Raw genomic sequence first — 26,211 nt, forward strand, 5'->3', positions numbered from 1 at the left:
TATTTAAGATGATGGGAGACATGGAGTATTTAAAGGATATGCCGATTGCCGTTTTGGGAGGCGGAGCCGTAGGCAAGACTTGTGCCGCCGATATGAAGCTGGCCGGGCGGGAGGTCCGTCTCTTCGACATGATGCCGTTTGCCGAAAACACACTGGCGAATCTGGACAAAACAGGAATTCTGCTGGACGGCGTGCAGCGTAACCTGTACTGCTTTGAGCGTTCGGGAAGGGCTTATCTGGATCTGGTGAGCAGCGATATGGAGAAGGTGGTAAGGGGAGCCGGCCTGATTGTGGTCGCGGTTCCGGCCTTTGCCCATGAGCCGTTTTTCCGTGAACTCGTTCCTCTTCTCGAGGACGGCCAGGTGGTACATATATTCACCGACAATTACGGCACTTTGATACTACGGCGCCTGATGCGTGAGATGGGCTGCACAAAGAAGGTAATTATCGGCGGATGGTCCTCCGCCCCCTACGGAACACGTATTGAGACGGTCGGCAAATTTGTTTTTCCGCATGTGGGCGTAAAATACCGTGCGATTACACTGCGCGGAGCCTCTCTTCCAATGTCCGATATCGACGCTTTTATGGAATCATCCAGGTACCTGCCCTGTATTGACGCCGTGACGTACGGCAACGGACCGGAGGCCGGCATTACCGTACTGGATACCGGATTCGCCAATATCAATCCCGTTATCCATGTTCCGGCAACGGTTCTGGGCGTATCGACGATGGAAAACTGGGGTGTCATCTTCGGGGGATATGATAAGAACAGTTATTCCATGTACTGCCACGGACTGTGTCCGTCCATCTGCGAGGTACAGTATCAGTTTTTTGAAGAGGAGAAAGCGCTGGCAAAGGCCATTGGAGTCGGGACGCCGGAATATGCGTATGAGTCCTTCTTCTCCCGCCGCAGCGTACTGACGCAGGAATACATGGGACTTGATAAAGACGGGAAAGATAATGTCGTATTTCCGTTAGATAAACCTTCCGACGAAGGAAATACAGGACCTAACAGCATCAATCACAGGTATCTGACGGAAGATGTGCCGGTCGGCTGCAAGATTTACCATGATTTGGGAGTCCAGTACGGCGTGTCCACTCCGGTGATTGATTCCATGATTACTCTGGCGGGTGCGATGCATAAGAAGAATTTCTTTGAGACAAGCAGGTATAATCTTGCATATCTTGGAATCGATCATATGTCCAGGACAGAGCTTTTAAATTATTTGAACGAGGGGATTTATGAACGCTGATTAAGAGAAATCGGCACAGATGAAAATGGGGCAGGGGGAAAATATTATGGTAATTGAACTGGATATCATTCAAACGCTGGCGGTTGCGGTAGTTGTCCTTTTTATAGGAAGATTTGTAAAAAAATATGTTAAATGTCTGGAGCGGCTGTGCATTCCCGATCCGGTGGTCGGCGGCATTATCTTTTCGCTTCTGATGCTGGCGGGGTATAGTTCCGGAGTGTGTGTCCTCGAACTGGACACGACGCTGCAAAATGTTTTTATGACCGTATTTTTCACCGCGGTCGGCTTTACATGTGATCTGAAGGTGCTGAAGAAGTATGGAAAAAGGGGAATTCAATTTACAATCATCGTTTTCCTGCTCGTTATATTCCAGAATATCATCGGCGTCGGATATGCGAAGCTGTTCGGGCTTCACCCGCTGCTGGGACTGTGTACAGGTTCCGCCGCCATGACGGGCGGCCACGGAACCGCCGGTTCCTTTGCACCGCTGTTTGAAGAGCTTTACGGCTGTGACGGAGCGATGACGGTGGGCATGGCGGCCGCAACCTTCGGGCTTGTGTCAGGCGGTTTAATCGGAGGGCCGGTGGGCAACATCCTTGTGAAAAAGCACCGTCTGGAGGCCGTAGCATCGGCCCGGAAAGGGGAACAGAGCAGTGTAGCGGCGGAGACAAAGCAGGAGGCGCCGTTAAGCGCCGAAAACATGTTTCATGCCACGAATCAGATTGTCATCTCAATGGGAATCGGTACAATTATTTATATCCTGCTTAAAATGGTAGGCATTACCTTCCCGTCCTATGTGGGCGGTATGCTGATGGGAGTCGTGCTCCGCAATATCAGCGCTTATACGGGTAAATTTGAAACGCCCCTTGCGGAGATTGACTGTATCGGCAATATCAGCCTTACCATATTTGTGTCTATGGCGCTGATGTCCTTAAAACTCTGGCAGTTGGCATCTCTGGCGCTTCCGATGATTGTGACCCTGGCGACCCAGGTGGCGTTTATCGCACTGTTTATGGTATTTGCCGGTTACTATATTCTGGGCAGGGATTACGATGCCGCCGTGATGGTAACGGGATGCTGCGGCTTCGGCCTTGGCGCCATGCCCAACGGAGTTTCCAACATGCAGGCATTTACAAAACGGTGGGGACCCTCGGATACGGCATTCTTCGTAGTCCCGGGAGTGGGTTCCGTAATTATCGACGTGGTTAACGGGCTTCTGCTCACTACGTTTATGAATTTTCTGGCATAGAGATTTCTATGAGATCTCTATAAGATTTCCATAAGATCTCTACAAGAAAAAGCACAGTCCCCATCCCGGAGCTGTGCCTTTTTTTAAAAATGTTTTCACGGAACCGCCGCCAGTCCGCACCCCGGAACGGCCTTTTTCTTGTACTTTGCCGCCAGCAACAGTGTGACCAGAAGGCAGACGCCCTCCGAGACAGCGGCCGCCAGCCAGACGCCGGTTTCCCCCACAAGCCATGGAAGAAGCACAAGGCAGACGGTAATCAGGACTAATCCCCTGCCCAGTGAGATGGTCATGGCGAAGACCGGCCGTTCGACGGCCGCGAAAAAACCGGCCGCGACGACATTGAAGCCGATGAGGAGAAAGGCGGGCGAGTACATCCGCATTGCCCGGACTGTATAGTTGTAAAGGTTCAAATCCCGGTCTTCATTAATAAAGAAGCCGGCGATTCCCGGCGCAGTCACCGAAATAACGGTAAATGCGGCGACGCCGCAGATCAGCGCGGTACAAATTCCGTATTTTAGCAGAGAGCGGCAGATGCCGTTTTCTCCCCGCCCGTGATGAAAGCCCAAAAGCGGCTGGATTCCCTGGCTGGTTCCGGTCATGGTCATCAGCACGAGAGTGTTTAGGTAGGAAATGACCGTATAACTGACCAGAGCAAACTCCCCTATTGCAGAGAGAATAACCTGGTTAAAAAGAAAAACCACGATGCCGCTGGACAAGTCGGAAATCCCTTCCCCGATTCCCAGCGGCAGAAGTTTTTTATAGACGGAAAGCCGGAACCGGAATTTTGTAAAGTGCAGGTGACGTGATTTTTTCAGAAAGTACAGTAGAAAGATGGAGGTACTCGTCACCTGTGCGAGGCCCGTGGCAAGAGCCGCTCCCCACACGCCCCAGTGAAAGTGCATGACGAAAACATAGTCCAGAATCATATTCATCAGGGCGCAGCTCATTACGCCTATTGTGGAGAGCTGCGGAGCGCCGTCTGCTTTTACAAGCACTTCCAGATTGTAGGAAACCATAAAAAAGACGGCAAACAGCGCAATAACCCCGGTATATTCCTTGACGTAACCGAGCGTGTCCGGCGTCGCGCCGAGAAACAGCGCTATGGATTCCAGATTCATCCGTATCAGGACGGTGAGCGCAATCCCAAGAACCGCCATTGTTACAATGTTCTGGCTGAACAGACCGTTGGCCCGGCCTATATCGCCCTTCCCCATGCAGATGGAGACCAGAACCGAGGTTCCGGTGGCAAAGGTCAGCCCCAGGGCAAAGATCACGCTGGTCAGGGGCATGGACAGGTTGACGGCCGCCAGGGCCGTCTCACCCACCCCTTTTGCTACAAACACCCCGTCGGCCATTGTGTAGAGGGAGAACACCCACATCGACACAATGGACGGAATGACAAATTTGAGGTACTGCTTTAATAAATTCAATGAATGACTCCCTTTTTACCGAATCAGACAATCTGCTCCAGTCCGTCGAGAGAGTATTGTCCGGTCTGATTTTTTTCTTCAATTGCTTTCTGAACCAGTTCATACCGTTTTTTCGTGAGAGGGAACAGAAACATCATTGCCGCAGCGATCAGATAGCCCACGGCCGGAACGATGGTCAGTAAAAACTGCACGCCCGAGAGGGCCCCGGCGGACTGTGCGGCCATTCCCTCCTGGAAACCGGAGAACTTGAGGATCCATCCCATGATGAGCATTCCGAAGGAGGTGCCCACCTGCTGGCAGATGGACTGGAGAGAGGAAAGCGTTCCCTCGCTCCTCTTGTTGAATTTGAGTTCAATTACTTCCGTCAGGTCATAGAGGATGGCAGAAGCAAGCTGCCAGTATACGGAAGCTCCCAAAGTATGGACTGCGGCAAAAATCAGCAGCATAATGTGGCTCCGGATCCCGATGAAATTCATGACGATCATCAGCACGGAAGTGATTGCCATGCAGAGGATAAAGGACTGCTTTTTGCCCCATGCGGTCGCCACCTTGTCGATAAACGGCGCATAAATGACAATGAAAATGCAGGCCACTAAAAAAATAGTGGAAGAGTAGCTTTCCGGCAGGTTCAGGTTATAGGTGATGAAAAATGCGACGCTGCTTAAGTAGATCGTGTATGCGGCCAGGGTGAATATGATGGACAAAATCAGGTACTTCATCGGTTTAATCTGAAACGCGTTCAGGTAATCCTTGAAGATACCGGGTTTCTGAGCGCCGGCCGCCGGTTCCGTGACACGTTCTTTCCCCCTCGTTGCCCGCAGCATGGTAAGAATCATAATGGCTGCAAAGAGGACGATAATCACGGCTGTCATGCTCCAGCTCGTCTCGGTGGTTTTTCCCAGTCTTCCGAACAGGCTTACCAGGAGAAGCGGAAATACCATGCCGAAGTAGTTGCCCGCGGAGCTCCCCACCGCCGCGAAGGTCCGAAGACGCGTCCTGTCGTCGTAATCATCGGTGATTTCGGCCCCGAGCGCGGTATAAGGCACATAGAAAATAGCATAGGCGGACCAGAACAGCGTGGCGAAGATGCCGTAATAAAGGATACTGCCTCCTGCCATTTTAGAGTGCATCAGTACAAAGGAAACGGCAAACAGCGGAAGGCCGATCCGGATAAAGGGGCGGCGTCTGCCGTGCGGGTTTGAGCTGTTGTCGGACAGGTATCCGACAAATATGGTGGCAACGGCCCCGATTAAGAGTGACAGTGACGACAGGGTTCCGGCTTTGGCCGGATCGATCCCTGCAACCGTTGTGAGATAGAATAAAAAGTAAATGCTGACAAAATTATAGATTGCCGCGTCCCCTGCGGCGGCTACCCCGTAGCTTAATTTAGTGCGGAAACTGAGCTTTCCGTTTTTCTCCTCCATAGTAATTTCCCCCTCTTTTAGCAAACGCCGTTTTTCTCCTTGTCAAATATAACAGCGCCGTCAAATACCGTCAGTTCCACCCGGCACTCCTGTATCTCTTTCTGCGGAATTTCAAACATATTCCGATCTATGACAATAATATCTGCAAATTTTCCTTTTTCCAGAGTGCCCAGCTCATCCTCTCTTCCGTAGGCGCAGGCGGCCCACCGGGTGTAACCCTGAAGCGCCTCCGCAAGCGTGATTGCCTCCTGCGGATTGACGGATGTAGGATTTCCCTCATCGTCGCACCTGGATACGGCGGCATAAATATTCTTAAACGGGTTAAGGCCTACCACCGGATAGTCGGTTCCCAGGGCCAGCTTGGCGCCGTTGTCAATCAGACTTCTGAACGGCCATTCATAGCGGCAGCGTTCCATGCCGATGCGGCTGACCTTTTCATTGCTGTCGAAGGTCACATGATAGGGCTGCACGGATGCAATAACGCCCAGCTCCTTAAATCTGCCGATATCGTCCGTATGGATATTTTCAATGTGCTCGATTGCATTTGGAAGATGCTTTTTATTTCCTTCATTGTCCGCATAAAGATTGGCCTCCTCGAAACAGTCCAGCGCCCACTGCACGGCTTTGTCCCCGATACAGTGATAACGGACGCCGAGCCCCTGGAGGTTGGCCGACTTTGTGCATTTTAAGAAGGTTTCCTTCGGGTAATTTGCCTCACACGTCATCTCCGGACGGTCGGAATAAGGTTCTAAAAGAAGTCCGGTATAGGTGGAGGTGACACCGTCTATTACCTGCTTCAAACCGGCGTACCGGATTTTTTCCGTATGGTACTTCGAATACATCGCAAGCTCTTTTTCATAATTTCCCGTAACACCCAGATTGGTGTATGTATGGAGTCTGGCGGTAAAGGTGTTGTTTTCCTCCATCTGAATCAGCTTATCCATATAGGTGATAAATTCCTGGTTCAGTTTGGCCGCGGTGATATCGCTTAAGCAGGTAATTCCATACTCATTGGCCTCCTTCAAAAATGCTCCGAACAGTTCGGTCAGAACCTCCAGCGGATAATCCACCAGTTTAGCAAAGATGGGGAGCATCAGGTCAATTTCAAAAAGAATGCCGTCCGGCTTTCCGTTTTCTCCGAGACGCACTTCCCCGTACTCCGGTTTCGTGTTTTCATTAATTCCCAGTTCCTGTAAAGCCAGCGTGTTCACCCAGGCCGTGTGAAGATCCGCGCACAGAAGATAGACGGGTTTATCCGGAAATGCCTCGTCAAGCAAAGTCTTGTCAGGCAGCGGGATATCACCCCACCATGCGGTGTACCAGCCGATTCCCATGATCCGCTTTTCCTCCGGATGAGTCCGTTCGAATTCCTTCGCAATTCTTACGCATTCTTCCGGTGATGAGGAATTCTCCAGTTCCATGCACACATGGCTGCTGGATGCGGCGGCGCCCATGGAAAAGTGGGTATGGGCGTCGATAAAGGACGGCATAATCAGCTTGTCCCCATATTCCCGGATTTCGGTGTGCTCATCCGCCAGCCCGTCCGGAATTTCCCCCTGGAAAACCCGGGCGATCCGGTTTCCCTTTATTGCAACTCCTCCCTTAAAAGGCACCTCGTCCAATGCCGTAAAAACTGAATTACCTGTTATAATTAAGTCTGCCCCATTCATTTGTATTCTCCTTCTTTAAACCCCGGTTCATCTGTTACCAATATTCTATCTGTCCGTTACACTTTTCCTTCCAGTCCCTTGTCCACTAATTTCTGTTTCTCCGGGCTCACCTTCGGCGGAGCCATCTCAAAGGAATTATTGACTACGGTAAAATCAAAATATCCCAGGCGGGCAACGGGTTTGATGCTGCAGATATCAATCTTGCCGTTGGGAAGTAAAAATTCGTCCGCAATGTGGATTCCGATTACCTCCGCAATGATGCAGTCCACCGTGGCCAGCGTGTCGCTGCCCGGAATCCGTATGGTCTGCATGTAGCGGCACTCATACTGGACCGGTGATTCCGCCACCCGCATAACGTCGATCAGGTTGGAGGGAACCTTCGAAACTCCTGCATATTCAAATTTATCTTTTACCCCTTCCGGAACTTCAAAGATGGAAGAGAGGTTCATTGCTTCCCTCAAGTCCCAGGACACCATGTTGTAGACAAACTCCCCGGTTCTTTCAATGTTTTTGACGGTATTTTTGCGGTCGCCGATCACGTTCTGGTTGGATGAAAAAAGTACAATCGGCGGATCAAAGGTCAGGTTGGTGAACTGGCTGTAAGGCGCGAGATTGTCGCTGCCGTCCTCATTTTTCGTGGAAATCCATCCGATCACACGCGGAACGGAACAGGATTTAAATGGATTTCTCTGCAATCCATGGTTGTTTTTTGATGGTTCGTAAAACATCTGATATCCTCCTCTGGTTATGAAACACGATTTAATCAAAATTCCACCGGCGAAATGTACTAGTGGAAATGTACTAGTGGAAATGTACTGGTGGAAACATATTGATCAAAGTGTACTAATAAATATGTGCTGTATGGCGGCCGCCTAACTTAAATTCATTATAGTAAAGCGGTGAAAAAGTTGAAATTCAATTTTTTGCGGTGCTATTGTGTTTTTTTGACATTTGTGCTAATTTGGTTTGAAAGGGTAATGAAACGAAAACGGCCGGAATACAGGGAGACAGGGGGATTTTTATGAACGTGATATGCGCGGTCAAAAAAGAGTCAATGTCGTTTTTTTTACATTTCAATCCATATTTTGCCGAGAGCGCCGGGGAGATCGGAGAACTCCTTTCCGGTTCTGAACCGTGTCTGTTATTTATCGACGCCCTCCATATTACGCCGGGCATTTTGAAAGCGGTTCGGGAGAAGAGAGATATCTGCCTCGCGAGCCTCATTGCGGAGTCGCCGGAGCAGATCGGGATGATGAAAACGCTGTATCCGGAGTTCAGGCTGATCAGCCTGGCTAATGTAGCGGACGGACGGGAAGTCTTTTCGGCGGAGATGTTTAAGGATATATTGGCTTCGGAGTATGTGAACGACATGATATACGGCCATCCGGAGCGTATCCTGGAGCTGGATTTCCTGTTTCGGACCATGCATATCAAGATAAATCCGCAGATTGTCTTTACCATTGTGTTTGATGATTTTTGGACGGTCTGCGAAAAGAGGGATAACGTTTACCGGTACCGGCTTAAGAGAACCCTGCTCAACAGCACCAGAAAGGTACTGGAGAGGGGGTACAGCGCCGTATCTGCCACGCTGATGGGGACGGACAAGGTGGTGGTGCTGCTCAACTGCCGTGATTTAACCGGGGAGGATGCGGAAGATTATGCCGCCCGGTGCGCCGAACTGCTCCTGTCGGAGATTAAAAAGGTGACGGGATATTCCGTTTCAATCGGAATGAGCTGCTTTTGTGCGGCTCCGGCTTTGCTCTGCCGCGCCTATGAGCAGTCCTTCCGGGCGCTGGAGCAGTCGTTTATGGCCGGGCCGGGACAGCTTCTGCGCTATCACAGCCCTTCCTCCGAGCGGGGGAAAACATCGAAGGCAGGCGGCTCGCCCGCCCTCCGGGAGCAGGGGAAAAAGGATTTGATCGTTGCGGTCACAACACAGGACGATTCTCTCTGTGCGGAAACACTCAACCATATCTTTGCCGGGCTTGCCATGCAGAATGCGGATTCTTCCTATATAAAGTCGTTGTCGGTCTCCATTCTTTCCGAGCTGGCCGGGTACGGCGTCGGCATGGGACTGGATGCGGTGGATATTTCATCAAAAGTCTTGTCCGTCACCGGCGCGATCTTTAAAGCCAACACGATGAACGACGTCAAGGCCGAGACCTACCAGTTCCTTCAGAGCCTGTCGAGGAGCCTAAAGTCCGAGGTTCCGAAAAGCACGCCCCTCGATATGGCGGCCGCCTATCTGGAACAGTATTATATGAATAATCCGGGATTAAACGAGGTGGCGGATTTATGCGGTTACAGTCCGGCCTACTTCAGCCGCGCCTTTAAAGCGCGTTTCGGAGTGAACTTTGTCCGCTACAGCCGGGAGATTCAGCTTAAAAATGCCAAAAAGCTGTTGCGGGGCAGCGATTTAAGCCTTGCTCAGATTGCGGAGAAGACGGGGTTCCAGACCACCAGCTATCTGGGAGCCGTTTTTAAGAAGGAGGCAGGGATATCTCCTGGAAACTACCGGCTTTTGTCGGAGAGCGGGTTGCATTCTGATTAAAACTATGCTAAACTAACCTACGCAATAAGGCCGTGAAACTTCTGTACCTGAAAGAAATTTCACAATTAAAGACCGGTGTGTTCGAGACCTTCCACACCTAAAACAAAACTAAAGGAGACAACTGAATATGAGAGAGAGAAACAACAAAACCGTTTACTTTTTAGCCTATGGAGCGGTGATCGCGGCCATTTATACCGCACTTACCGTGCCGTTTGCCCCGATTTCCTTCGGACCGGTGCAGTTCCGGATTTCCGAGGCGCTGTGCATCCTGCCGTTTTTCACGCCGGCGGCGGTACCGGGAGTCTTTATCGGCTGCCTGTTATCGAACCTGCTCAGCGGGGCGGCGCCGCTTGACGTCGTGTTCGGAAGCCTGGCAACGCTGATTGGCGCATTAGGCTCCTACGGGCTTCGCAGGAACAGGAATCTGGTATGCATTCCCCCGATCCTGTCCAACGTGATCATTATCCCCTGGGTTCTCCGCTTTGCCTACGGCTCCGCGGATTTAATCCCATTTGCCATGGTCACAGTGGGAATCGGAGAGATTCTGGCAATCGGAGTTCTGGGCAATATGCTCCTGCGCGTACTGGAACGGTATAAAAATACTATTTTTGGCAGATGCCTGGCAGAGAATACGGCTGCCAGATAACCGGAAAGAACGGGAAAAAGCCGGCCGGAACCGGTATCTGGTAAAAATACAGGAATTTAAGTAATGAAAAGCCTCGGAAAGGAGATAATTCTTTTCCGGGGCTTTTAAAATTATTGACATTTTCCAGCAAAAGAAGTTAAATTAGAGTGGTGCCGTACCGCGCATGGAAAACAGGGTACGGCAAAGGACATCAAAACGGCATATACATTATATATAGAGGCTGCAGAATATAGAAAATAAAGGTGGAAAACAGTATGTATCAGATTGATTTTGGAAAACCACAGTCGGTTCACTTTATCGGTATCGGCGGAATCAGCATGAGCGGGTTGGCAGAGATTCTGATGGACGAGGGATTTAAGATATCCGGGTCCGATGCCCGCAGTTCAGAGCTGACGGAGCATCTTGAGGCCAGAGGGGCCGCGGTTTACTATGGTCAGAAGGCTGAAAATATAAAGGATGGAATTGATGTGGTTGTCTATACGGCAGCCATCCACGAGGATAATCCGGAGTTTATGGAAGTGAAGAGGAGAGGGATTCCTCTGATGAGCCGCGCGGATCTTCTCGGGCAGATGATGAAGAATTATAAGGAGGCAATTGCAATTGCCGGAACCCACGGAAAGACGACGACCACATCCATGGTGACGGAGATTTTCCTGGAGGCGGACAATAACCCCACGATATCAGTGGGCGGAATCCTGAATTCCATAGGCGGCAACATCCGTGTGGGCGGTCCCGAATTCTTTGTGACCGAGGCCTGTGAATATACGAACAGCTTTCTGTCGTTTTATCCGACCATGGCGGTTGTACTTAATATAGAAGAAGACCATCTCGATTTCTTCAAGGATATCGACGATATCCGCCGCTCTTTCAGGCTTTTCATGGAGAAAGTCCCGGAGAACGGAACCGTGATTATAAACGGTGACATAGAGAACTGGCAGGAACTGACGAAAGACGTGAGCGGACGGGTCATTACATTTGGCAGCTCCAGGGAAAACGACTACAGCGCGGATGCCATTGTGTATGATGAGTACGCAAGGCCGTCCTTTGATCTCTATATTAAGGGAGAGAAGAGGGAGCGTCTCAGCCTGGGCGTGCAGGGAGAGCACAATGTTTACAATGCGCTCGGCGCTATCGCCGTGTCACTGGAAGCGGGGGCCGGTATGGATGCGATCAGCCGGGGACTTATAAGGTTCACGGGAACCAACCGGAGATTTGAGAAGAAGGGTGAACTGAAGGGAATCACAATCATTGACGACTATGCGCACCATCCGCAGGAGATAGAGGCCACACTGAAGGCCGCAAAGAATTATCCCCATAAGCGCATCTGCTGTGCATTCCAGCCGCATACTTATACGAGAACCAGGGCATTTTTAAACCAGTTTGCAGAGGCTCTTTCCCTGGCCGACTGCGTCATGCTGACCGACATCTATCCGGCCAGGGAAACTGACACTCTTGGAGTCAGTTCTGCGGATATTGTCGCTCTTTTAAAGGAAAAAGGAGTCGATGCCTGGTATCTTCCGACCTTCGCCGATGTGGAAAAATTTATTTTGGAAAATTGTACACAAGGCGATTTGTTGATAACTATGGGGGCCGGAGACATTGTAAAGGTTGGAGAAGAGCTGTTGGGACACTAGTTATCCACATTATCCACATAGTTGTCAACATTTTATGTAAAGAAGCTATGTGGATTTTTTCTGCCCACAGTGCAAAATGGGTGAAATTCCAGGAACGTTGATAAATCAAGGCTTTCGACAAAAATGTGTATATATCGCAGAGGCGGTACACAATTTTGTCCACATTATCCACATTATCCACACCAATATCTGTGGATAAGTGGGCCTATTTTCTTTTACAGGGACCTGTGTTATTATGTAAGGACAGTGGTATCCGGGTACATACCGGATCATGATCGAACCGAAGCGAGGAATGGTGAGGGGATGGAACTTAAGTTTACAAACCGGTTTTCTGCAAGATTTACCGTGGTAGCAAATGAATTTATAGATGAATATATGGCCGACGCCAACGGAGAGTATGTGAAGGTGTACCTCTACCTGCTCCGCCACGAGGGGGAGGCAATCACGGTGGAGGCGGTGGCCGATGCGCTGAACCATACGGAAGCCGACGTGCGCCGCGCATTTGCCTACTGGCAGAAAGCCGGAGTGCTTGAACCATCCGGCGGGGACCGCGAAGCGGGAGCGTCCGGCACGTCATACCGCGGTGAGGCCGCAGTACCGGACAGGAAGAAAACAGTCTGTCGGGCGGCGGAACTTGGAGCCGCCGCAAATCAGCCCGTCGGAAACCAGGCGGCACGTGAGACCAGCGCTGCCTGTGCCTGCGATATGGAGGCGCTGTCGGATGATGAGACCTTTACCCAGCTCGTATACATATCCCAGAAATATCTGAATAAAACATTTACGCCCGTGGACTGCCAGGTGTTTGTAAATCTGTATAAGAACCTGAACATGGCGCCGGAACTCATCGAGTTCCTGGTGGAGTACTGTGCACAGAACGGCCACACCAGCCTGCGCTATGTGGAAAAAGTAGCCCTTAACTGGCATGAGAAGAAGATCATGACGGTAGAGGAGGCCAGGGCCTACTCCAGAAGTTTTTCCAAAGAATCATTTGCCGTTATGAAGGCCATGGGTCTCACCGGCAGGAACCCTGCGGATTCCGAATTCGAACTGATGGAGAAGTGGTTCAGGAGCTACGGCTTTACGCGTGAGATTGTCGTGGAGGCGTGCGACAGGACAATCCGTACAATTCATAACCCCAGTTTCCAGTATGCCGACCGGATCCTTTCAGACTGGAAGGACGCCGGAGTGAGGACGAAAAGCGATATCGACGCTCTCGACAAGATACGCAGGGAACAGGAAAAGACAAAAGAGAATAAGGGCGGCCGCGGCCAGGCTGGCAGTTCCGGGCGTTCCGGAAAAGGCGGCCAGGGCCGGTCTTCCAACCGTTTCCATAATCTGGAGGAACATGGATACGATTATGATGAGATGGTCTGGGACATGATCAATGCAGGACAGAAGAGCGGGGAACCGGGAACGGGCCACGCAGAGTGAGCAGGAGGTGGAGATGGCACTCAGTAACTCACAGTATGATTCCATCATGCGGATCTACAATCAAAAACAACTGAACAATAAACATGAGCTGGATCGGCGGACCAGCGAGGTATACCGGAGGATTCCGGCCGTCAGGGAGATGAATGACGAGATCAGCTCTGCTGCGGTACGGAGTGCAAAGCAGCTTCTGGCAGGCGACCAGGGAGCGGTTGAGAAGCTCAGGAAGACCATTGCCGAACTCCGGGAGGAGCGCCAGGTTCTGCTTGCCTCCTACGGATATCCGGACGATTACCTTGAGATGCAGTATGAATGCCCCGACTGCAGGGACACCGGTTACTGCAACGGTAAAAAATGCCACTGCTTCCGTCAGCGGGAGATTAACCTGCTGTACGCCCAGTCCAATATCAGGGAGATATTAAAAAGGGAGAACTTCGACCATTTTTCCTATGAATATTTCGACGATACAAAGATTGGAGAGCGGAGCAAAAAGACGGCGAGAGAATACATGCGGCAGGTTGTGGACACCTGCAAACAGTATGTGGACAGTTTCGGACAGAAGAAGGATAATATACTGTTTACCGGAAAGACGGGCCTCGGCAAAACATTCCTAAGCAACTGCATTGCCAGGGAACTGATAGAACTCAGCTATTCCGTCGTCTATCTGCCGGCGGTAGAGATGTTTGAGATATTTTCCAAAGAGCGCTTTTCCTATGACTCCACCGATGAGGACCGGGACCGTTCCCGCTACCTCCTGGAGTGTGACCTCCTGATCATCGATGATCTGGGAACAGAGCTGGTCAATACATTCACCACATCCCAGCTATTCTATGTGATCAATGAGCGGATGAACCGGAAGCTGGGCACGATTATTTCCACCAATCTGCCGGTCAACGAGATGAGGGACGAGTTTACCGATCGAATTATGTCCAGAATCGTGAGTCAGTACAAGGTGATACCTCTCTATGGGGAAGATATCCGTATCAGGAAGAAACTAAGAGAAGCAAGGGGAAATTAGGTCTAAAAATGAGAACGCCGCCGGTGACGGTCGGGGTTCGGGATGGTGAGAGTGAGATTATGAGTCCTCAGTCCCGGGCTGCAGGTTGCCGCGGGTGGGGAATCAATGCCGGGGGAGTGTCTGATGTCCGGTCTGAGATTGTATAGTTTCAACCCGTATAATCTTAGACTGTATAATTTCAGCCTGCATAATCTCAAATTGAATATTTCAGGTTTCTCTATTCCGATTTTTATTATATTTAGTCAGGGATACCGACGGAATGTAAAAGTGTCAAATTTGCGTGGTGGCAGCGACAATACCCGTTACGCACTTGACGAAAGGGACAATGAGTCTCTGAACATGACGAACGGGGCCGATCCCTGCCCTGCCTTCAGTCCCGGCCATAATCTGCCCGGGGAAGGAGGGGAAAAACTTTCCGCAGGGGACCTTGGAGCCCGCCGGTGCTTAGCGAGGTTTCTTACGAGCTTAGCATCCGCTGCGCGCTCCACAAGCGAAAGCGAGTCCCCGTAGGAATTTTTTTCCCCGGATTCCCCCTCACGACATCATACCCCCCGGGACTGAAGATTCACCACCCCCACCACCCCCGTCCGCCATTATCCAGAGCCGTCCCGCATCTCAACTAAAATAACAAACCCCTTGATTTACTTGACTTATCTGGTGCATAATGATATAAATGAAACGTTGATTGGGAACAATACGGCCGGAGGCAGCAAAGGCCGATTATATTAAAATATATATAGACATACTGGAGGAAAGAGATGTTGTACGAAGAAAAGATCATTGAGACGATTCCGGTGGGCCCGCTTGGCCTGATCCCGCTCAAAGGATGCGCTGAACTTGGAAAGAAAGTGGATGACTATCTTGTATCATGGAGAAGGGAGAGGGAGAGCGAGCATAAGACAACCATCGCATTCTCCGGTTATCAGAGAGACTCCTATATTATCGGCGCCAGCACGCCGAGATTTGGTTCCGGTGAAGGAAAGGGAACCATCTCCGCATCGGTGCGCGGTGATGACGTATACATCCTGGTGGATATCTGTAATTACAGCCTTACCTATTCCCTGTGCGGAATGGTAAACCATATGTCTCCGGACGACCATTTCCAGGATTTAAAGAGAATTATTGCGGCTGTGGGCGGTAAAGCGAGAAGGATCAATGTCATTATGCCGTTCCTCTATGAGAGCCGTCAGCATAAGAGATCGGGACGTGAGTCCCTGGACTGTGCCCTGGCCCTGGAAGAGCTGGTGGAGATGGGAGTGGAGAATATCATTACCTTCGATGCCCACGACCCTCGTGTCCAGAACGCGATCCCGTTAAAAGGATTTGAGACCGTACAGCCGATTTACCAGTTTATTAAATATCTTCTCAAGTATGAGACGGAACTTCAGATTGACAGCGACCATATGATGGTGATCAGCCCGGATGAGGGCGGCATGTCACGCGCCGTATTCTTTGCAAACGTGCTGGGACTGGATATGGGTATGTTCTACAAGCGCCGCGATTACACAAAGATTGTCGGCGGCCGCAACCCGATCGTGGCTCATGAATTCCTGGGCGCCAGTGTGGAAGGAAAAGATGTCATCATCGTGGACGATATGATTTCTTCAGGAGAGAGCATGCTGGACGTAGCCAAAGAATTAAAGGCCAGAAAAGCCAGGAAGGTATTTATCTGTTCCACCTTCGGCCTTTTCACCAACGGGCTGCAGAAATTCGACGAGTACTACGGCAACGGCCTGATTGACAGGATTCTGACTACGAACCTGATTTATCAGACTCCGGAGCTGCTTTCAAGACCATATTATATCAATGTGGATATGAGTAAATATATTGCGCTTATCATCGACAACCTGAACCATGACGCATCCCTGAGCGAGCTTCTGAACCCGACCGGCAGAATTAACAGGCTGCTTGTAAAGTACAGGGCAGGAATCAGAGATTAATTGTAAAAATGTGCACAGCCGTTTTGGCCTCAACCCAGTTTTATTTCATTATGCGGATGCGGACAGGCCGGTGTGAATTTTAAAAGGTATCAGACAGGAAGACAGGACAGAGGGATTCTCATTCAGGGGAGTCTTTCTGTCCTTTATATTGAGAAAAAGTGGAATCACAGGAAGGAGTAAGAAGATGGAACAGAAACAGGGAAGGCAAAACAGGCCGCAGACCATGAAAGCCGTAGTGTTTCACGGTATAAACGATATCCGCATGGAGGAGAGGCCTGTTCCGGTTATACAGGAACCGAAGGATGCCATTGTCAGAGTGGTCCGCTCTACAATCTGCACCAGCGATCTGCATATCAGAAACGGAGCCGTTCCAAGAGCGGCGCCGGGTATTATATTGGGGCATGAATTTGCGGGCGAGGTGGTTGAGACGGGCTCCGGGGTTACAAAGCTGAAAGCCGGAATGCGTGTGGCGGCCAACTGTGAAACGTTCTGCGGAACCTGCTATTACTGTAAAAGAGGATTTGTCAACAACTGCGAGCATGGAGGCTGGGAACTGGGATGCCGGATCGACGGCTGTCAGGCCGAGTATGTCAGGGTTCCCTATGCCGACATGGGACTTACTCCGATTCCGGATACGGTTTCCTATGAGGAGGCGCTGTTTACGGGGGATATTCTCTCCAGCGGCTTCTGGGGAGCCGATATTGCGGAGATTCAGAAAGGAGACTGCGTGGCCGTTATAGGGGCTGGACCCGTAGGGCTGTGTGCGGCCGAATCGGCAAAATACCTGGGCGCCGGTACGGTGGTTCTGATTGACCGCGATGCATACCGCCTGAACCTGGCTATGCAGAATGGACTGGCGGATGTGACGGTCAATACCGGAGAGCAGGACGCGGCAGACGAAGTCAGGAAACTGACGGAGGGAAGGGGAGCCGATGCGGTCATTGAGGCGGCGGGCGGCAAGGATACATTTGAACTGGCCTGGAAACTGGCAAGGCCGAACGCAGTCGTGTCCGTGGTCGCCATGTACGAGGAGAATCAGATTCTCCCGCTGCCGTCCATGTACGGGAAAAACCTGACATTTAAGACGGGAGGCGTGGACGCGAACCGCTGTCCGGAACTTCTTTCCCTGATAGAAAAAGGAGACTTAAGGACGGATTTCCTGATTACCCACCGCTCCTCCCTTGAGGAGATCATGGAGGGATACCGGGTATTTGAGGCCAAGGACGATAACTGCATTAAATGGGTGGTTACGGCCGGCGAATAGAGAGAATAAGCGGCATGGGTCATTACTTCGGGGCTTATCGCTTCATAAGTTATTGCTTCAAGCAGGAGACGGCCTTATCCGTCAGTTCCCCATAAAACCGTTCAAACAGGGAAATGAATTCCCGCATATAGAGCGGCTGATGAGCCTGTGCGTGAGTGACCAGTTCTATTTTCAGAAAGTCATTTAAATCATCCAGGCAGAAGACCTGGATCTGATCCGCAGCCTCCTGGTTCTGGTTGAAGGCAGCGACTTTTTCAAGCACAATTTCCGGGCAGAACGCCGCAGCCAGATGTCTGGCGCAGAATTGAATCTGCGTCTCATAGTCGCTGATAAAGAAAATCATATTCAACTGGACATTCCAGTTGTTCAGGTACCGTTCGATCAACTGGTTAAATGTGCTGTTGCTGTTGTTGCCGACGAACGGGAGGCCGGGAAAATCACCGAGCTTTATACTGTGTTCCCCGGCACTTCCGCCGGTATCCGGCAATTCACCGTACTGCGCCAGCAGGCGCCTGGTTGCTATCATATAAATCCGTTCATTTTTAAGAATTTTGCGCGCCAGCAGTTCATGGCTGGGGCAGTTTACACCAACAAACATATCTATCTTTCCGTTCAGAAGGAGGGGCAGAAGCTGTTTAGCATCGTCCAGCACGACCGACAGGCGGACATGGGGAAATTTCTCATGGTAACCGCAAAACACGTCGGGCAGCAGAATCCGCGCCCTCGTCGCATTGATTCCCAGAGTCAGAGACCCCTGTTTCCCTTCTTTTGTATTGATTAATTCATTCTGTATGCCTTTCTCGATCACCTCGATCTGGCGCAGCGACTGCAGGAGCAGTTCGCCCGCCGGCGTCAGCGTCAGCTTCGGCGTTCTGTTAAAGAGGCTCACCCCATAATAATCTTCCAGCCGCTTGATGTGGCTGCTCAGGCACTGCTGCGTAATATAGGCTTTGTTTGCCGCTTTCGTAAAACTCGTCTCCTCGGCTGCCAGCAGAAACATTTCATGGCTTGTCTGCATAGGGATTCTCCTTTCCGTATCTACTCCATAAAGCTTAACACAACAGAAGACAAGGCACAATATTTTATTTGTGATGAGTGCTGTCTTTCATTGTTTTTCATGGTGGAAATTTACTGGTATAATCATCTCAACAGATGATAAATCAATCGGAAGACAGGATAACGGTAAATCTGCCAAATGACGGCTCAGGATAAAAATAATTTGAATAGACATTCTGAAAAATAGGCCAGTAACATGAAAGAAGGAGAGAATATGGAAGAGATTCGGGACAATATTGCCGACGGATATTATGAAGGGCTGATGAGCGCGGTCGGATTCCGGGAGCAGGATTTGAAGAAGCCTGTAATCGGTGTAGTGAATTCCTGGAATGACGTGAACCCGGGACACAAACCGTTTAAGGAGCTTGTAAATTATGTAAAGGAAGGAATCTGGGCAGCGGGCGGCGTCCCGGCCGAGTTCGGGGTGCCGGCCCCCTGTGACGGAATGGCCCAGCTTCGGGGAATGCAGTACGTGCTCCCTCAGAGAGACCTTATTGCCGCGTCGATCGAGGCCATGGCCGAAGCACATTCCTTTGACGGCATGGTGTTCTTATGTTCCTGCGATAAAATTATTCCGGGAATGCTGATGGCGGCCGCGTCCTTAAATCTGCCGTCCCTGTTTTTGACGGCCGGTTCGATGGTTCCCTACGAGACGGGGGAGAATACCTTTGTGACATCGGATTTAAAAGAGTCCATCGGAGCCAGGAACAGCGGGAAAATCTCGGAGGAGACATTCCGGGATTACAAGGAAAACATGTGCTATTCCTGCGGAACCTGTTCCATGTACGGAACCGCCAACACGATGGGGGTGTTCGCCGAGGTGGTGGGGCTGTGCCCTGTTGATTCCACAACAATGCTGTTCTGTTCTTCGGCAAAACAGAAGCAGGCAAGGAATGTGGGAGAGCGGATCGTCGGCCTGACAAAAGAGGGAATCCGCGCCAGAACCTTTCTGACCAGGGAGTCTCTCAGCAACGGCATCATGCATATTTCGGCGACAGGCGGTTCCACCAATGCCGTAATGCATGTGACGGCGCTGGCGCGGGTGCTGGGCCTTGATATGGACCTGAGGGAATTTGACAGAGTTCAGGAGAGCGTTCCGGTCGTTGCCAAGTTTAAACCCTCGTCGAAGTATAATCTCTATGATTATCACAAGGCGGGCGGAGTCAGGGGATCCCTGACGGCGATCCGGGAGCACCTCCATCTGCAGGTTCCCATGGCCTTCGGGGGAACGCTCGGAGACATGCTTGATCGGTTTTCCGGTAAAATCAACCCGGAAGTCATTCACAGCCCGGAGCAGGCGCTGCATGAGGACGGATGTTTTGCCATTCTGCACGGCAATCTGGCGCCAAAGGGCGCCGTGGTGAAAAAGAGCGGAGTGGAACCGTCCATGTTTTACCACAAAGGCCCCGCCGTGGTCTTTGACTCCGAGGAGGAACTGATGGAGCGTATGCTCAATTCCGACATTACGCCGGGATGCGTCCTCGTCATCCGCTATGAGGGACCGAAGGGAGGCCCGGGAATGCGGGAAATGTCGATTCCGGCCGCCATGCTCATCGGCATGGGACTTCATACATCGGTGGCAATGATCACGGACGGACGGTTTTCGGGCGCGTCCAGGGGACCGTGTGTGGGCCATATTTCTCCCGAGGCATGGGATGAAGGGCCGATTGCCTGCATAAAGAACGGCGACATTATCACAATCGACTTGAATAAAAAGCGGATTGAGGTGGAACTATCTGAGGAAGAGCTGGAACAAAGGAGAAAGGAGATTGTAAAACCGGATCATAAGGCAGGAGGGATCCTGAATGCATACCGGAAAAGCGTATGCGGCGCAGAGGACGGCGCTTTGTGGCTTTATTCAGAAAACAAATGAGATTACACATTTACTGTTCACACGGATCTATCCCGCGAGGCGCCGGGCCGGAGCGGACAGTAACATTACACAGGAGGAATGGTAGGTTATGGGGACATTGGTTGCATTTTTAATTGGTTTGGCAGTAATGTTTTTTCTGATGCTGAAGACAAAGGTAGGACCTTTTATGTCGATGCTCTTCGGCTCTCTGGTGATTGGACTGGGCTGTGGAGTCAGTTCCGCGGACACGATCGGAGCCATCGCGGGAGGATTTGGAAACACTTGTAAAAGTATTGGTATTGTTATCATTTTTGGAACGATTCTGGGAGAGTACCTGGAAAAGTCAAATGCTACACAAAAAATAGCCACGACGCTTCTGCGTCTGACGGGAGACAAGAATGCGGATGTGGCGCTGGCAGCCACCGGATTCGTGGTATCAATTCCCGTTTTCTGTGATGTGGCGCTCATCATGCTGGCGCCGATTGCAAAGGCCGTAGCAAAAAAGAGCCGCTTAAAGCTGGGCGCTCTGGCGACGGTTCTGGCTCTTGGTCTGCTTATCACAAATACTTATGTGGCACCGACGCCTGCTCCGCTGTCCATTGCGTCCATACTCGGCATCGATGTAGGGCAGTCCATTCTCTGGGGACTGGCAGCCTCCCTGTTTGTAGTTGTGGTTGTCTGGGCATACTGCCGTTTTTTCCTTCAGAAAAAGCCGGATGACTGGTATGTGCGTTCAGACAGCGCTATCGCTCTGGAAGACAGTGAAAACGGAAACGAAGAGGAAACTGAACTGAGTAATGCGGCTCCGGCCGTTATGCCGTCGTTTTTGGCATCAATACTTCCGATCCTGGTGCCTATTGTTTTAATCCTTTTTAATACGACATGCAGCATGCTTCTTCCGGAGGGTGCGGCTCTTCTTACCGTCAGCTCCTTTTTAGGAGATAAAAACATTGCTTTAGCCCTTGGTATTGTGACGGCTATCCTGCTTTTGAAAAAATGTATTCCTCAGAACGAGGTGTATGATGCGATGACAAATGCCCTTTCCACAGCCGGACCGGTTATTTTTATTACGGCTGCGGGCGGCGCTCTTTCAAAGATTATCGACGCGACGGGAGTCGGTGTGCTCTTTGCGGATTCCCTGGCAGCCAGCGCCCTGCCGGTTATCATTATCCCGTTTTTAATCTGCGGCTTTTCAAAATTTGTCCAGGGTTCCTCCTCGGTTGCCGTTATCATGGCTTCAACCCTGACACTGCCGCTTTGCAATGCGGGACTGATTCACCCAATCGTTGCCTTTATCGCAATTTGTGCTGGTTCCGGCTTCGGTTCCCATGTAAACAACAGCTTTTTCTGGGTCTTTGCAAACCTCTTCGGGTATGACACTAAGACCACGTTGAAATCGCTCTGCGTTGGGCAGCATGTGATGGCGTTCGCCGGGTTGGCTGCGGCATGTATTGTCAGTATGATTCTTTAAATATAACGGGTAAAAGAACTGTAAGGAGCCTTTTACCATCGTCAGTCCAAGACGGGTACCGGTATATACCGGATACCCGTCTCAGAGTGTCGACAAAGTCGCCACTCTGTAGAATTCATGGCATACGCCATAAATTCTAGTCATCGAATGAAGAACTGCCGATTTCCTCGCGCAAGGGCTTAAGCCCCTAGAAATCGGCAGTTCAGCACTACGACGGAACTGAATTCCGCCTACGTGATTTGAAATGAGGGTTATACCCTCAAACTCCCATACAAGGAAAACACAGTTTGTCGACAGCCCAAGACGGACACCGGTATGTGCCGGATACCCGTCTTGGGCTGTTGATAAACTATACGGTGTTATGCAAGAAACCTCTGATCAGCCTGCCTTGCCGTAATAAGGAAGCTGTTCTTCAAACCCCTTTTTGCCGCATTTGAACCACTCGATCATGTGCTTGACGGTGTCGGACGCTTTGGCAGCAGCGGCGAGGTCGGAGTTGAATGCCTGATGGGGCTGTACATAGATGTTGGCCGTCCTGTCTTCCGCCATTTCCAGAAGCCTTCTGGCTGACTGAAGGTTAATGTCCCCGGCCGGCTTCTGGCACTTTAAGGACTGGGAAAAATCATTCTCCGCGGTGAAGACATCCAGGCCGATTCCGCCGATAATTCCTTCCTGGTAGAGGTGGAGAAGACCTGCCTCGGGAGCGATTTCACCGCGTGTGATGTTGATGAAAATCAGCCCCTTCTTACCCTGCCTGAGAACGTCTTCGGAGAAGTAATTCTCATTGTAAAAGATACTGTCGGGAATCCTCGTAAGATTCATTGCATTAATAATAATGTCACTGTTCTTTATGGCTTCCTCTTTCGATACAAAGTTTACGCTGTCGCCGTAAACTTTTTTCAGCTCCTCCTCACGGATATCAACTGCCTGGGCGGTGAGGCCGTTTGCCTTTACAAGGTCATAGGCCCGCTTTCCTATTTTGCCGACGCCAAAGACGGTTGCCACCCTGTCGGGGGTGAGTTCCATAAAAGAGGCGGTCATGTTCCGCTCAAATGTGGCGGCATTTACCGTATACTGGTTGAGCAGTCCTGCCGCCGCGTACATAAACTTGATGGCGGTCTGGGCGACGGAGTTGACGCAGTAATTTCTAAGTGATGTAATGTTGGCCTTGTCACTCAGCGTTTCCAGATGGTCATACCCGGCGCTTCTGGTAATAATGCTCTTTTTTGTCCCCGTCAGATAAGAGGACGGGATAATGGAATGTGTTTTAATACTGATAATATCGGGCAGCTCCTCATCCGGATTCTGATTCAGAAATTCCTGGAGGTTCTGAGGGGTTACCAGATAGCGTAAGTCTGCCGGAATCAGTCCGCATTCCTGCGCTGCCTTTGTTTCGTCTACAAGATGTCTGGCCTCTTCGCCGAGTGCTTCAAAATGGATCATATCATAATTTCTGCTCATAATTTAACTCCCTTCAATTTGTGCTGACTCATTTACAGATAGCAGACAATCAGCTTTTATTCAAAGACCTCTTCTCCAACGTAGAGAGGGGTTGAATTGGAACTCGTTCCGGAATCATTTTTACGGGCTCCAAATGGCGGCCGCCACCATTTAAATACATAGGCGATGACACCCATAACACCTACGATACCAAAGCAGCCCCAGGTTACAAGATGAGGACCGAATACAGGCACTGCGGACATCAGTAACGGAGGGATAATCTGCAGTCCGATGATAATCGGCCGGTTGAGCAGGTCGGAAATACCGGAATCCTCGATACCTCTTGACTTCAGCTCCGGATCCACAATTCTCTGAAGCATTACCCCTGTGGCTGCGACGCCGCAGGCGTGTCCCCATACCATCATGTTACGTTCGAACCAGTCTTTAACGGAAGAATACCTTCCGATTACCAGGAACCAGATCCAGTTTGTGATTAAGCCGGCCACGCATATGACAAGGAGCGGAACCGCGTATTTGATGACAACGCCAGTTTTTAAAGCTCCGATTCCTGAAATCATCAGGAAGTCGGTAGAAGTGCCGCTGATACGGTTTATGCTGGCTCTGTCCACATATTTATCTCCGCCGGTCTTATTCAGACAGAAGTTCATGATAAAACCAAATAACAACGCGGTGCAGAATGCCGGAATCTCAACACCGATGATCGGCGCAAGATATTTTGACAATGCATATCCCAGTATGGACGGAACCAGGACAAGCGCCAGATGGAAAGCCATCGGATCGGCACATATGGTTGAGATAGTCCCCTTTGTGCTGGCAGTCTGTTCTGCTCTCGGAATCAGGCCTGTTTTCATAGAAGCAGGAAGATCCTTGGGAGAGCGGACATAATTGGTATAATTTTTTCTTGCCCCCCAGTTGATTATGATAATTCCCAGAATAATGCCTCCGACAATACCAACAGTTGCCGTAGTATACGCCAAATCGGTCGCTTCCGACCATCCCAGCGCCTCATACGCCTGGCCGACTGCCGCCGCTGTTCCATGGCCGCCGTAATATCCGGTTGCCATCATAAGACCAAAACCAGGATTCAGGCTGTAAAAATGATTCAGTACATAGATGGTCAAGAACATTCCCACCGCATACTGGAGAACCGCAATGCCGGTAATGTTAAAGAACATTCCGCCGATAGCGGGACCGGACAAGGCGCCCTTAGCCGGTTTATCTCCAATTGCCATAGCTGCAAATATAACGACGATTAAAACACTGGCGTAAGTGCCGAGGCTGCTGGAGAAAGGAATAATCCCCAATCCGTTGGGCCCGAAAATCAGAGCCAGAAACCCTGCAATCAGTGCAGGCGGTATTAAAAACTTTTGAAAGAATTTTACCTTCGCTCTAAGTATCTGGCCTGCCAAAAATACCATTCCCATAAGGCAGACGTCTGTAAAGACTGTCCATAGTGTCATAGTGTTACCTCCCGTTTGATTAAACTCCCCTGTGTGTATCAAGTTTCTGCGCATCAACTTTATGATTTATTTATATCACCTTTTATCTGCAAATACCTGCATTTGCTTAGGATAAAACTGATGTATCTTGCTGTTGGGATTTGCCATAAAAATTATATAATATTAAGGTAAAAAAGAGAAAAATGCGCGTGAGATAAAAGAGAACAGTGTGAAAAATCATCGTTTGTTCTAACTAATAGTGCAATATTAATAAAAGAGCCCATAGAAAAAGTGGAATACAGGGAATTATTAATGGCAGAAAAACGCAGCAAAATAATAAGATAGTGCAGTTATTGCGTTTAAAATCTATCATTTTTGTAAAAAAATTGCCTTTTTAATGATGAATCTTGCGCTGGGAAAGAAAAGTACTTGTAACGGGGGAGAGAAATGGATAGACTGTAAGAAATAGAAATGAGAGGGGAGAAGACGGAATGATACAATGTCAATATGAGGTACATATCAGTAAGAACGACACCTATTCCATGGATCGCCCCCATTTCCATGAGGACATTGAAATTGTACTCTGTATTGCCGGAGAAGGTGTATTTTTTCTGGAGCCGGAGGTATTTCCACTGTACAGGGGACAGTTGTTCCTGATTGATTCGTCGATTCTTCACCGAAGTGTGGCGAATGAAGAGTACCGCTGTATGGTTTTTCATATTTCATCGGAAATGCTTCACGAATTTTCATCCCTTCAGAGCAATTTCCAGGCGAGAAGCAAGCGATCCGGTCTGGTTGCAACGCTGACGGAAGAGAATACAAAATATCTGGAAACGCTCTATGGCAAGCTCGCCGAAGATTTCGGCCATGAATTCGGCGGGGATATCAGGCAGACGATCACATTGCTGACCTTTTTACTCACCTGTTTTTCTCATTTCAACGAGGCTGAGGATGGGGAGGTCCACACAAATCCGAGTCTTGATAAAGTGGCTCCGATTCTGACTTTCATTCAGGAACATCTGGGAGAAGCCATGACCACGCAGTCTATTGCCGATACTTTTTATATGAGCAAATACCATCTGTGCCATATTTTTAAAGAAGGCACTGGATTCAGCCTGATGGATTACGTCATCAACTGCCGCATACTGAAAGCCAGATCACTTCTCAGAAATGGGATGCGGGTCCAGGAAGTTGGAGAAAATGTAGGTTTCCGAAATAATGAGCATTTTATCAGAACCTTCAAAAAGCTGACGGGAATGCCGCCGAAACGGTATGCGATGATGTACAAGGACAGCGATCAGAATGCCAAAAGGGAACTTGTGGTGGTAGAAGGAAAGGATGGGAAAATCATAGAGGGAATAAAGGCATGAGGATTTAGTTGAGGAATGAGAACGCCGCCGGGACGGTCGGGGTTCGGGATGGTGA

The 26,211-nt window shown here is 50.1% G+C and carries 19 protein-coding genes; 12 read left to right on the forward strand and 7 right to left on the reverse strand.

The annotated features are described in order from the left end of the window. The first annotated feature begins 8 nt into the window (after positions 1-8). Positions 9-1,253 carry an NAD/NADP octopine/nopaline dehydrogenase family protein gene (locus tag QZT18_RS14490; protein ID WP_366925890.1) on the forward strand — a complete coding sequence of 415 codons (1,245 nt, stop codon included), beginning with the start codon at positions 9-11 and terminating at the stop codon, positions 1,251-1,253. 46 nt (positions 1,254-1,299) lie between these two features. Then, positions 1,300-2,502, forward strand: a complete 1,203-nt coding sequence (gltS, locus tag QZT18_RS14495) for a sodium/glutamate symporter (protein WP_294148708.1) — start codon at positions 1,300-1,302, stop codon at positions 2,500-2,502. 95 nt (positions 2,503-2,597) lie between these two features. On the opposite strand, the gene QZT18_RS14500 is transcribed toward gltS, so the two are convergent. The 4 genes from QZT18_RS14500 to QZT18_RS14515 are packed head-to-tail and all read right to left on the reverse strand — an operon-like array spanning position 2,598 to position 7,754. Next, entirely contained in the window at positions 2,598-3,932 is a 1,335-nt protein-coding gene (locus tag QZT18_RS14500) for an MATE family efflux transporter (RefSeq protein WP_294148709.1), read from the reverse strand. A gap of 23 nt (positions 3,933-3,955) precedes the next feature. Further along, positions 3,956-5,356, reverse strand: coding sequence for an MFS transporter (locus tag QZT18_RS14505; RefSeq protein ID WP_294148710.1), 1,401 nt, complete (start codon positions 5,354-5,356; stop codon positions 3,956-3,958). Between the two features lie 17 nt (positions 5,357-5,373). Next, positions 5,374-7,026: an amidohydrolase gene (locus QZT18_RS14510; protein ID WP_294148711.1), complete on the reverse strand. Its 1,653-nt coding sequence runs from the start codon at positions 7,024-7,026 to the stop codon at positions 5,374-5,376. Positions 7,027-7,082: 56 nt separating this feature from the next. Beyond that, entirely contained in the window at positions 7,083-7,754 is a 672-nt protein-coding gene (locus QZT18_RS14515; protein WP_294148712.1) for a flavin reductase family protein, read from the reverse strand. Positions 7,755-8,047: 293 nt separating this feature from the next. On the opposite strand from QZT18_RS14515, the gene QZT18_RS14520 reads away from it, so the two are divergent. The 7 genes from QZT18_RS14520 to QZT18_RS14550 all read left to right on the forward strand — a co-directional run bounded on the left by QZT18_RS14520 (position 8,048) and on the right by QZT18_RS14550 (position 17,507). After that, positions 8,048-9,577 (forward strand): helix-turn-helix transcriptional regulator, encoded by a 1,530-nt coding sequence (locus QZT18_RS14520; RefSeq protein WP_294148713.1) that lies wholly within the window; start codon positions 8,048-8,050, stop codon positions 9,575-9,577. A 127-nt stretch (positions 9,578-9,704) separates the two neighbouring features. After that, positions 9,705-10,223 (forward strand): QueT transporter family protein, encoded by a 519-nt coding sequence (locus QZT18_RS14525; protein WP_125141302.1) that lies wholly within the window; start codon positions 9,705-9,707, stop codon positions 10,221-10,223. A gap of 254 nt (positions 10,224-10,477) precedes the next feature. Beyond that, a complete protein-coding gene (gene murC, locus QZT18_RS14530) occupies positions 10,478-11,857 on the forward strand; it encodes a UDP-N-acetylmuramate--L-alanine ligase (RefSeq protein WP_294148714.1) in 1,380 nt (459 codons plus the stop codon). Between the two features lie 303 nt (positions 11,858-12,160). After that, positions 12,161-13,288, forward strand: coding sequence for a DnaD domain protein (locus QZT18_RS14535; RefSeq protein ID WP_294148715.1), 1,128 nt, complete (start codon positions 12,161-12,163; stop codon positions 13,286-13,288). Positions 13,289-13,301: 13 nt separating this feature from the next. Continuing rightward, positions 13,302-14,303 carry an ATP-binding protein gene (locus QZT18_RS14540; RefSeq protein ID WP_294148716.1) on the forward strand — a complete coding sequence of 334 codons (1,002 nt, stop codon included), beginning with the start codon at positions 13,302-13,304 and terminating at the stop codon, positions 14,301-14,303. A gap of 758 nt (positions 14,304-15,061) precedes the next feature. After that, positions 15,062-16,243, forward strand: a complete 1,182-nt coding sequence (locus tag QZT18_RS14545; RefSeq protein ID WP_294148717.1) for a ribose-phosphate pyrophosphokinase — start codon at positions 15,062-15,064, stop codon at positions 16,241-16,243. Positions 16,244-16,427: 184 nt separating this feature from the next. After that, positions 16,428-17,507: an alcohol dehydrogenase gene (locus tag QZT18_RS14550; RefSeq protein ID WP_294148718.1), complete on the forward strand. Its 1,080-nt coding sequence runs from the start codon at positions 16,428-16,430 to the stop codon at positions 17,505-17,507. Between the two features lie 49 nt (positions 17,508-17,556). Here the strand turns inward: QZT18_RS14550 and QZT18_RS14555 are convergent, their stop codons facing one another. Further along, positions 17,557-18,525 (reverse strand): LysR family transcriptional regulator, encoded by a 969-nt coding sequence (locus QZT18_RS14555; protein ID WP_294148719.1) that lies wholly within the window; start codon positions 18,523-18,525, stop codon positions 17,557-17,559. A 252-nt stretch (positions 18,526-18,777) separates the two neighbouring features. Here QZT18_RS14555 and ilvD point away from each other — a divergent pair, with 252 nt between their 5' ends. Together ilvD and QZT18_RS14565 are read left to right on the forward strand one after the other, a co-directional pair. Further along, on the forward strand, positions 18,778-20,436 hold the full coding sequence (ilvD, locus tag QZT18_RS14560) for a dihydroxy-acid dehydratase (RefSeq protein WP_294148720.1): 1,659 nt from the start codon (positions 18,778-18,780) through the stop codon (positions 20,434-20,436). Between the two features lie 88 nt (positions 20,437-20,524). Further along, positions 20,525-21,886, forward strand: a complete 1,362-nt coding sequence (locus QZT18_RS14565; RefSeq protein ID WP_294148721.1) for a GntP family permease — start codon at positions 20,525-20,527, stop codon at positions 21,884-21,886. Positions 21,887-22,264: 378 nt separating this feature from the next. Here the strand turns inward: QZT18_RS14565 and QZT18_RS14570 are convergent, their stop codons facing one another. Together QZT18_RS14570 and QZT18_RS14575 are read right to left on the reverse strand one after the other, a co-directional pair. Beyond that, complete coding sequence (locus QZT18_RS14570; RefSeq protein ID WP_294148722.1) at positions 22,265-23,347, reverse strand: NAD(P)-dependent oxidoreductase; 1,083 nt, start codon at positions 23,345-23,347, stop codon at positions 22,265-22,267. 56 nt (positions 23,348-23,403) lie between these two features. Next, positions 23,404-24,807 (reverse strand): sodium/glutamate symporter, encoded by a 1,404-nt coding sequence (locus QZT18_RS14575; protein WP_294148723.1) that lies wholly within the window; start codon positions 24,805-24,807, stop codon positions 23,404-23,406. Positions 24,808-25,277: 470 nt separating this feature from the next. Between QZT18_RS14575 and QZT18_RS14580 the strand changes: the two genes are divergently transcribed. After that, positions 25,278-26,156: an AraC family transcriptional regulator gene (locus tag QZT18_RS14580; protein ID WP_294148724.1), complete on the forward strand. Its 879-nt coding sequence runs from the start codon at positions 25,278-25,280 to the stop codon at positions 26,154-26,156. Positions 26,157-26,211: the final 55 nt, after the last annotated feature.

Origin of the sequence: uncultured Clostridium sp. (genome assembly GCF_900547735.1) — a bacterium.
Lineage (GTDB): Bacteria > Bacillota > Clostridia > Lachnospirales > Lachnospiraceae > Otoolea.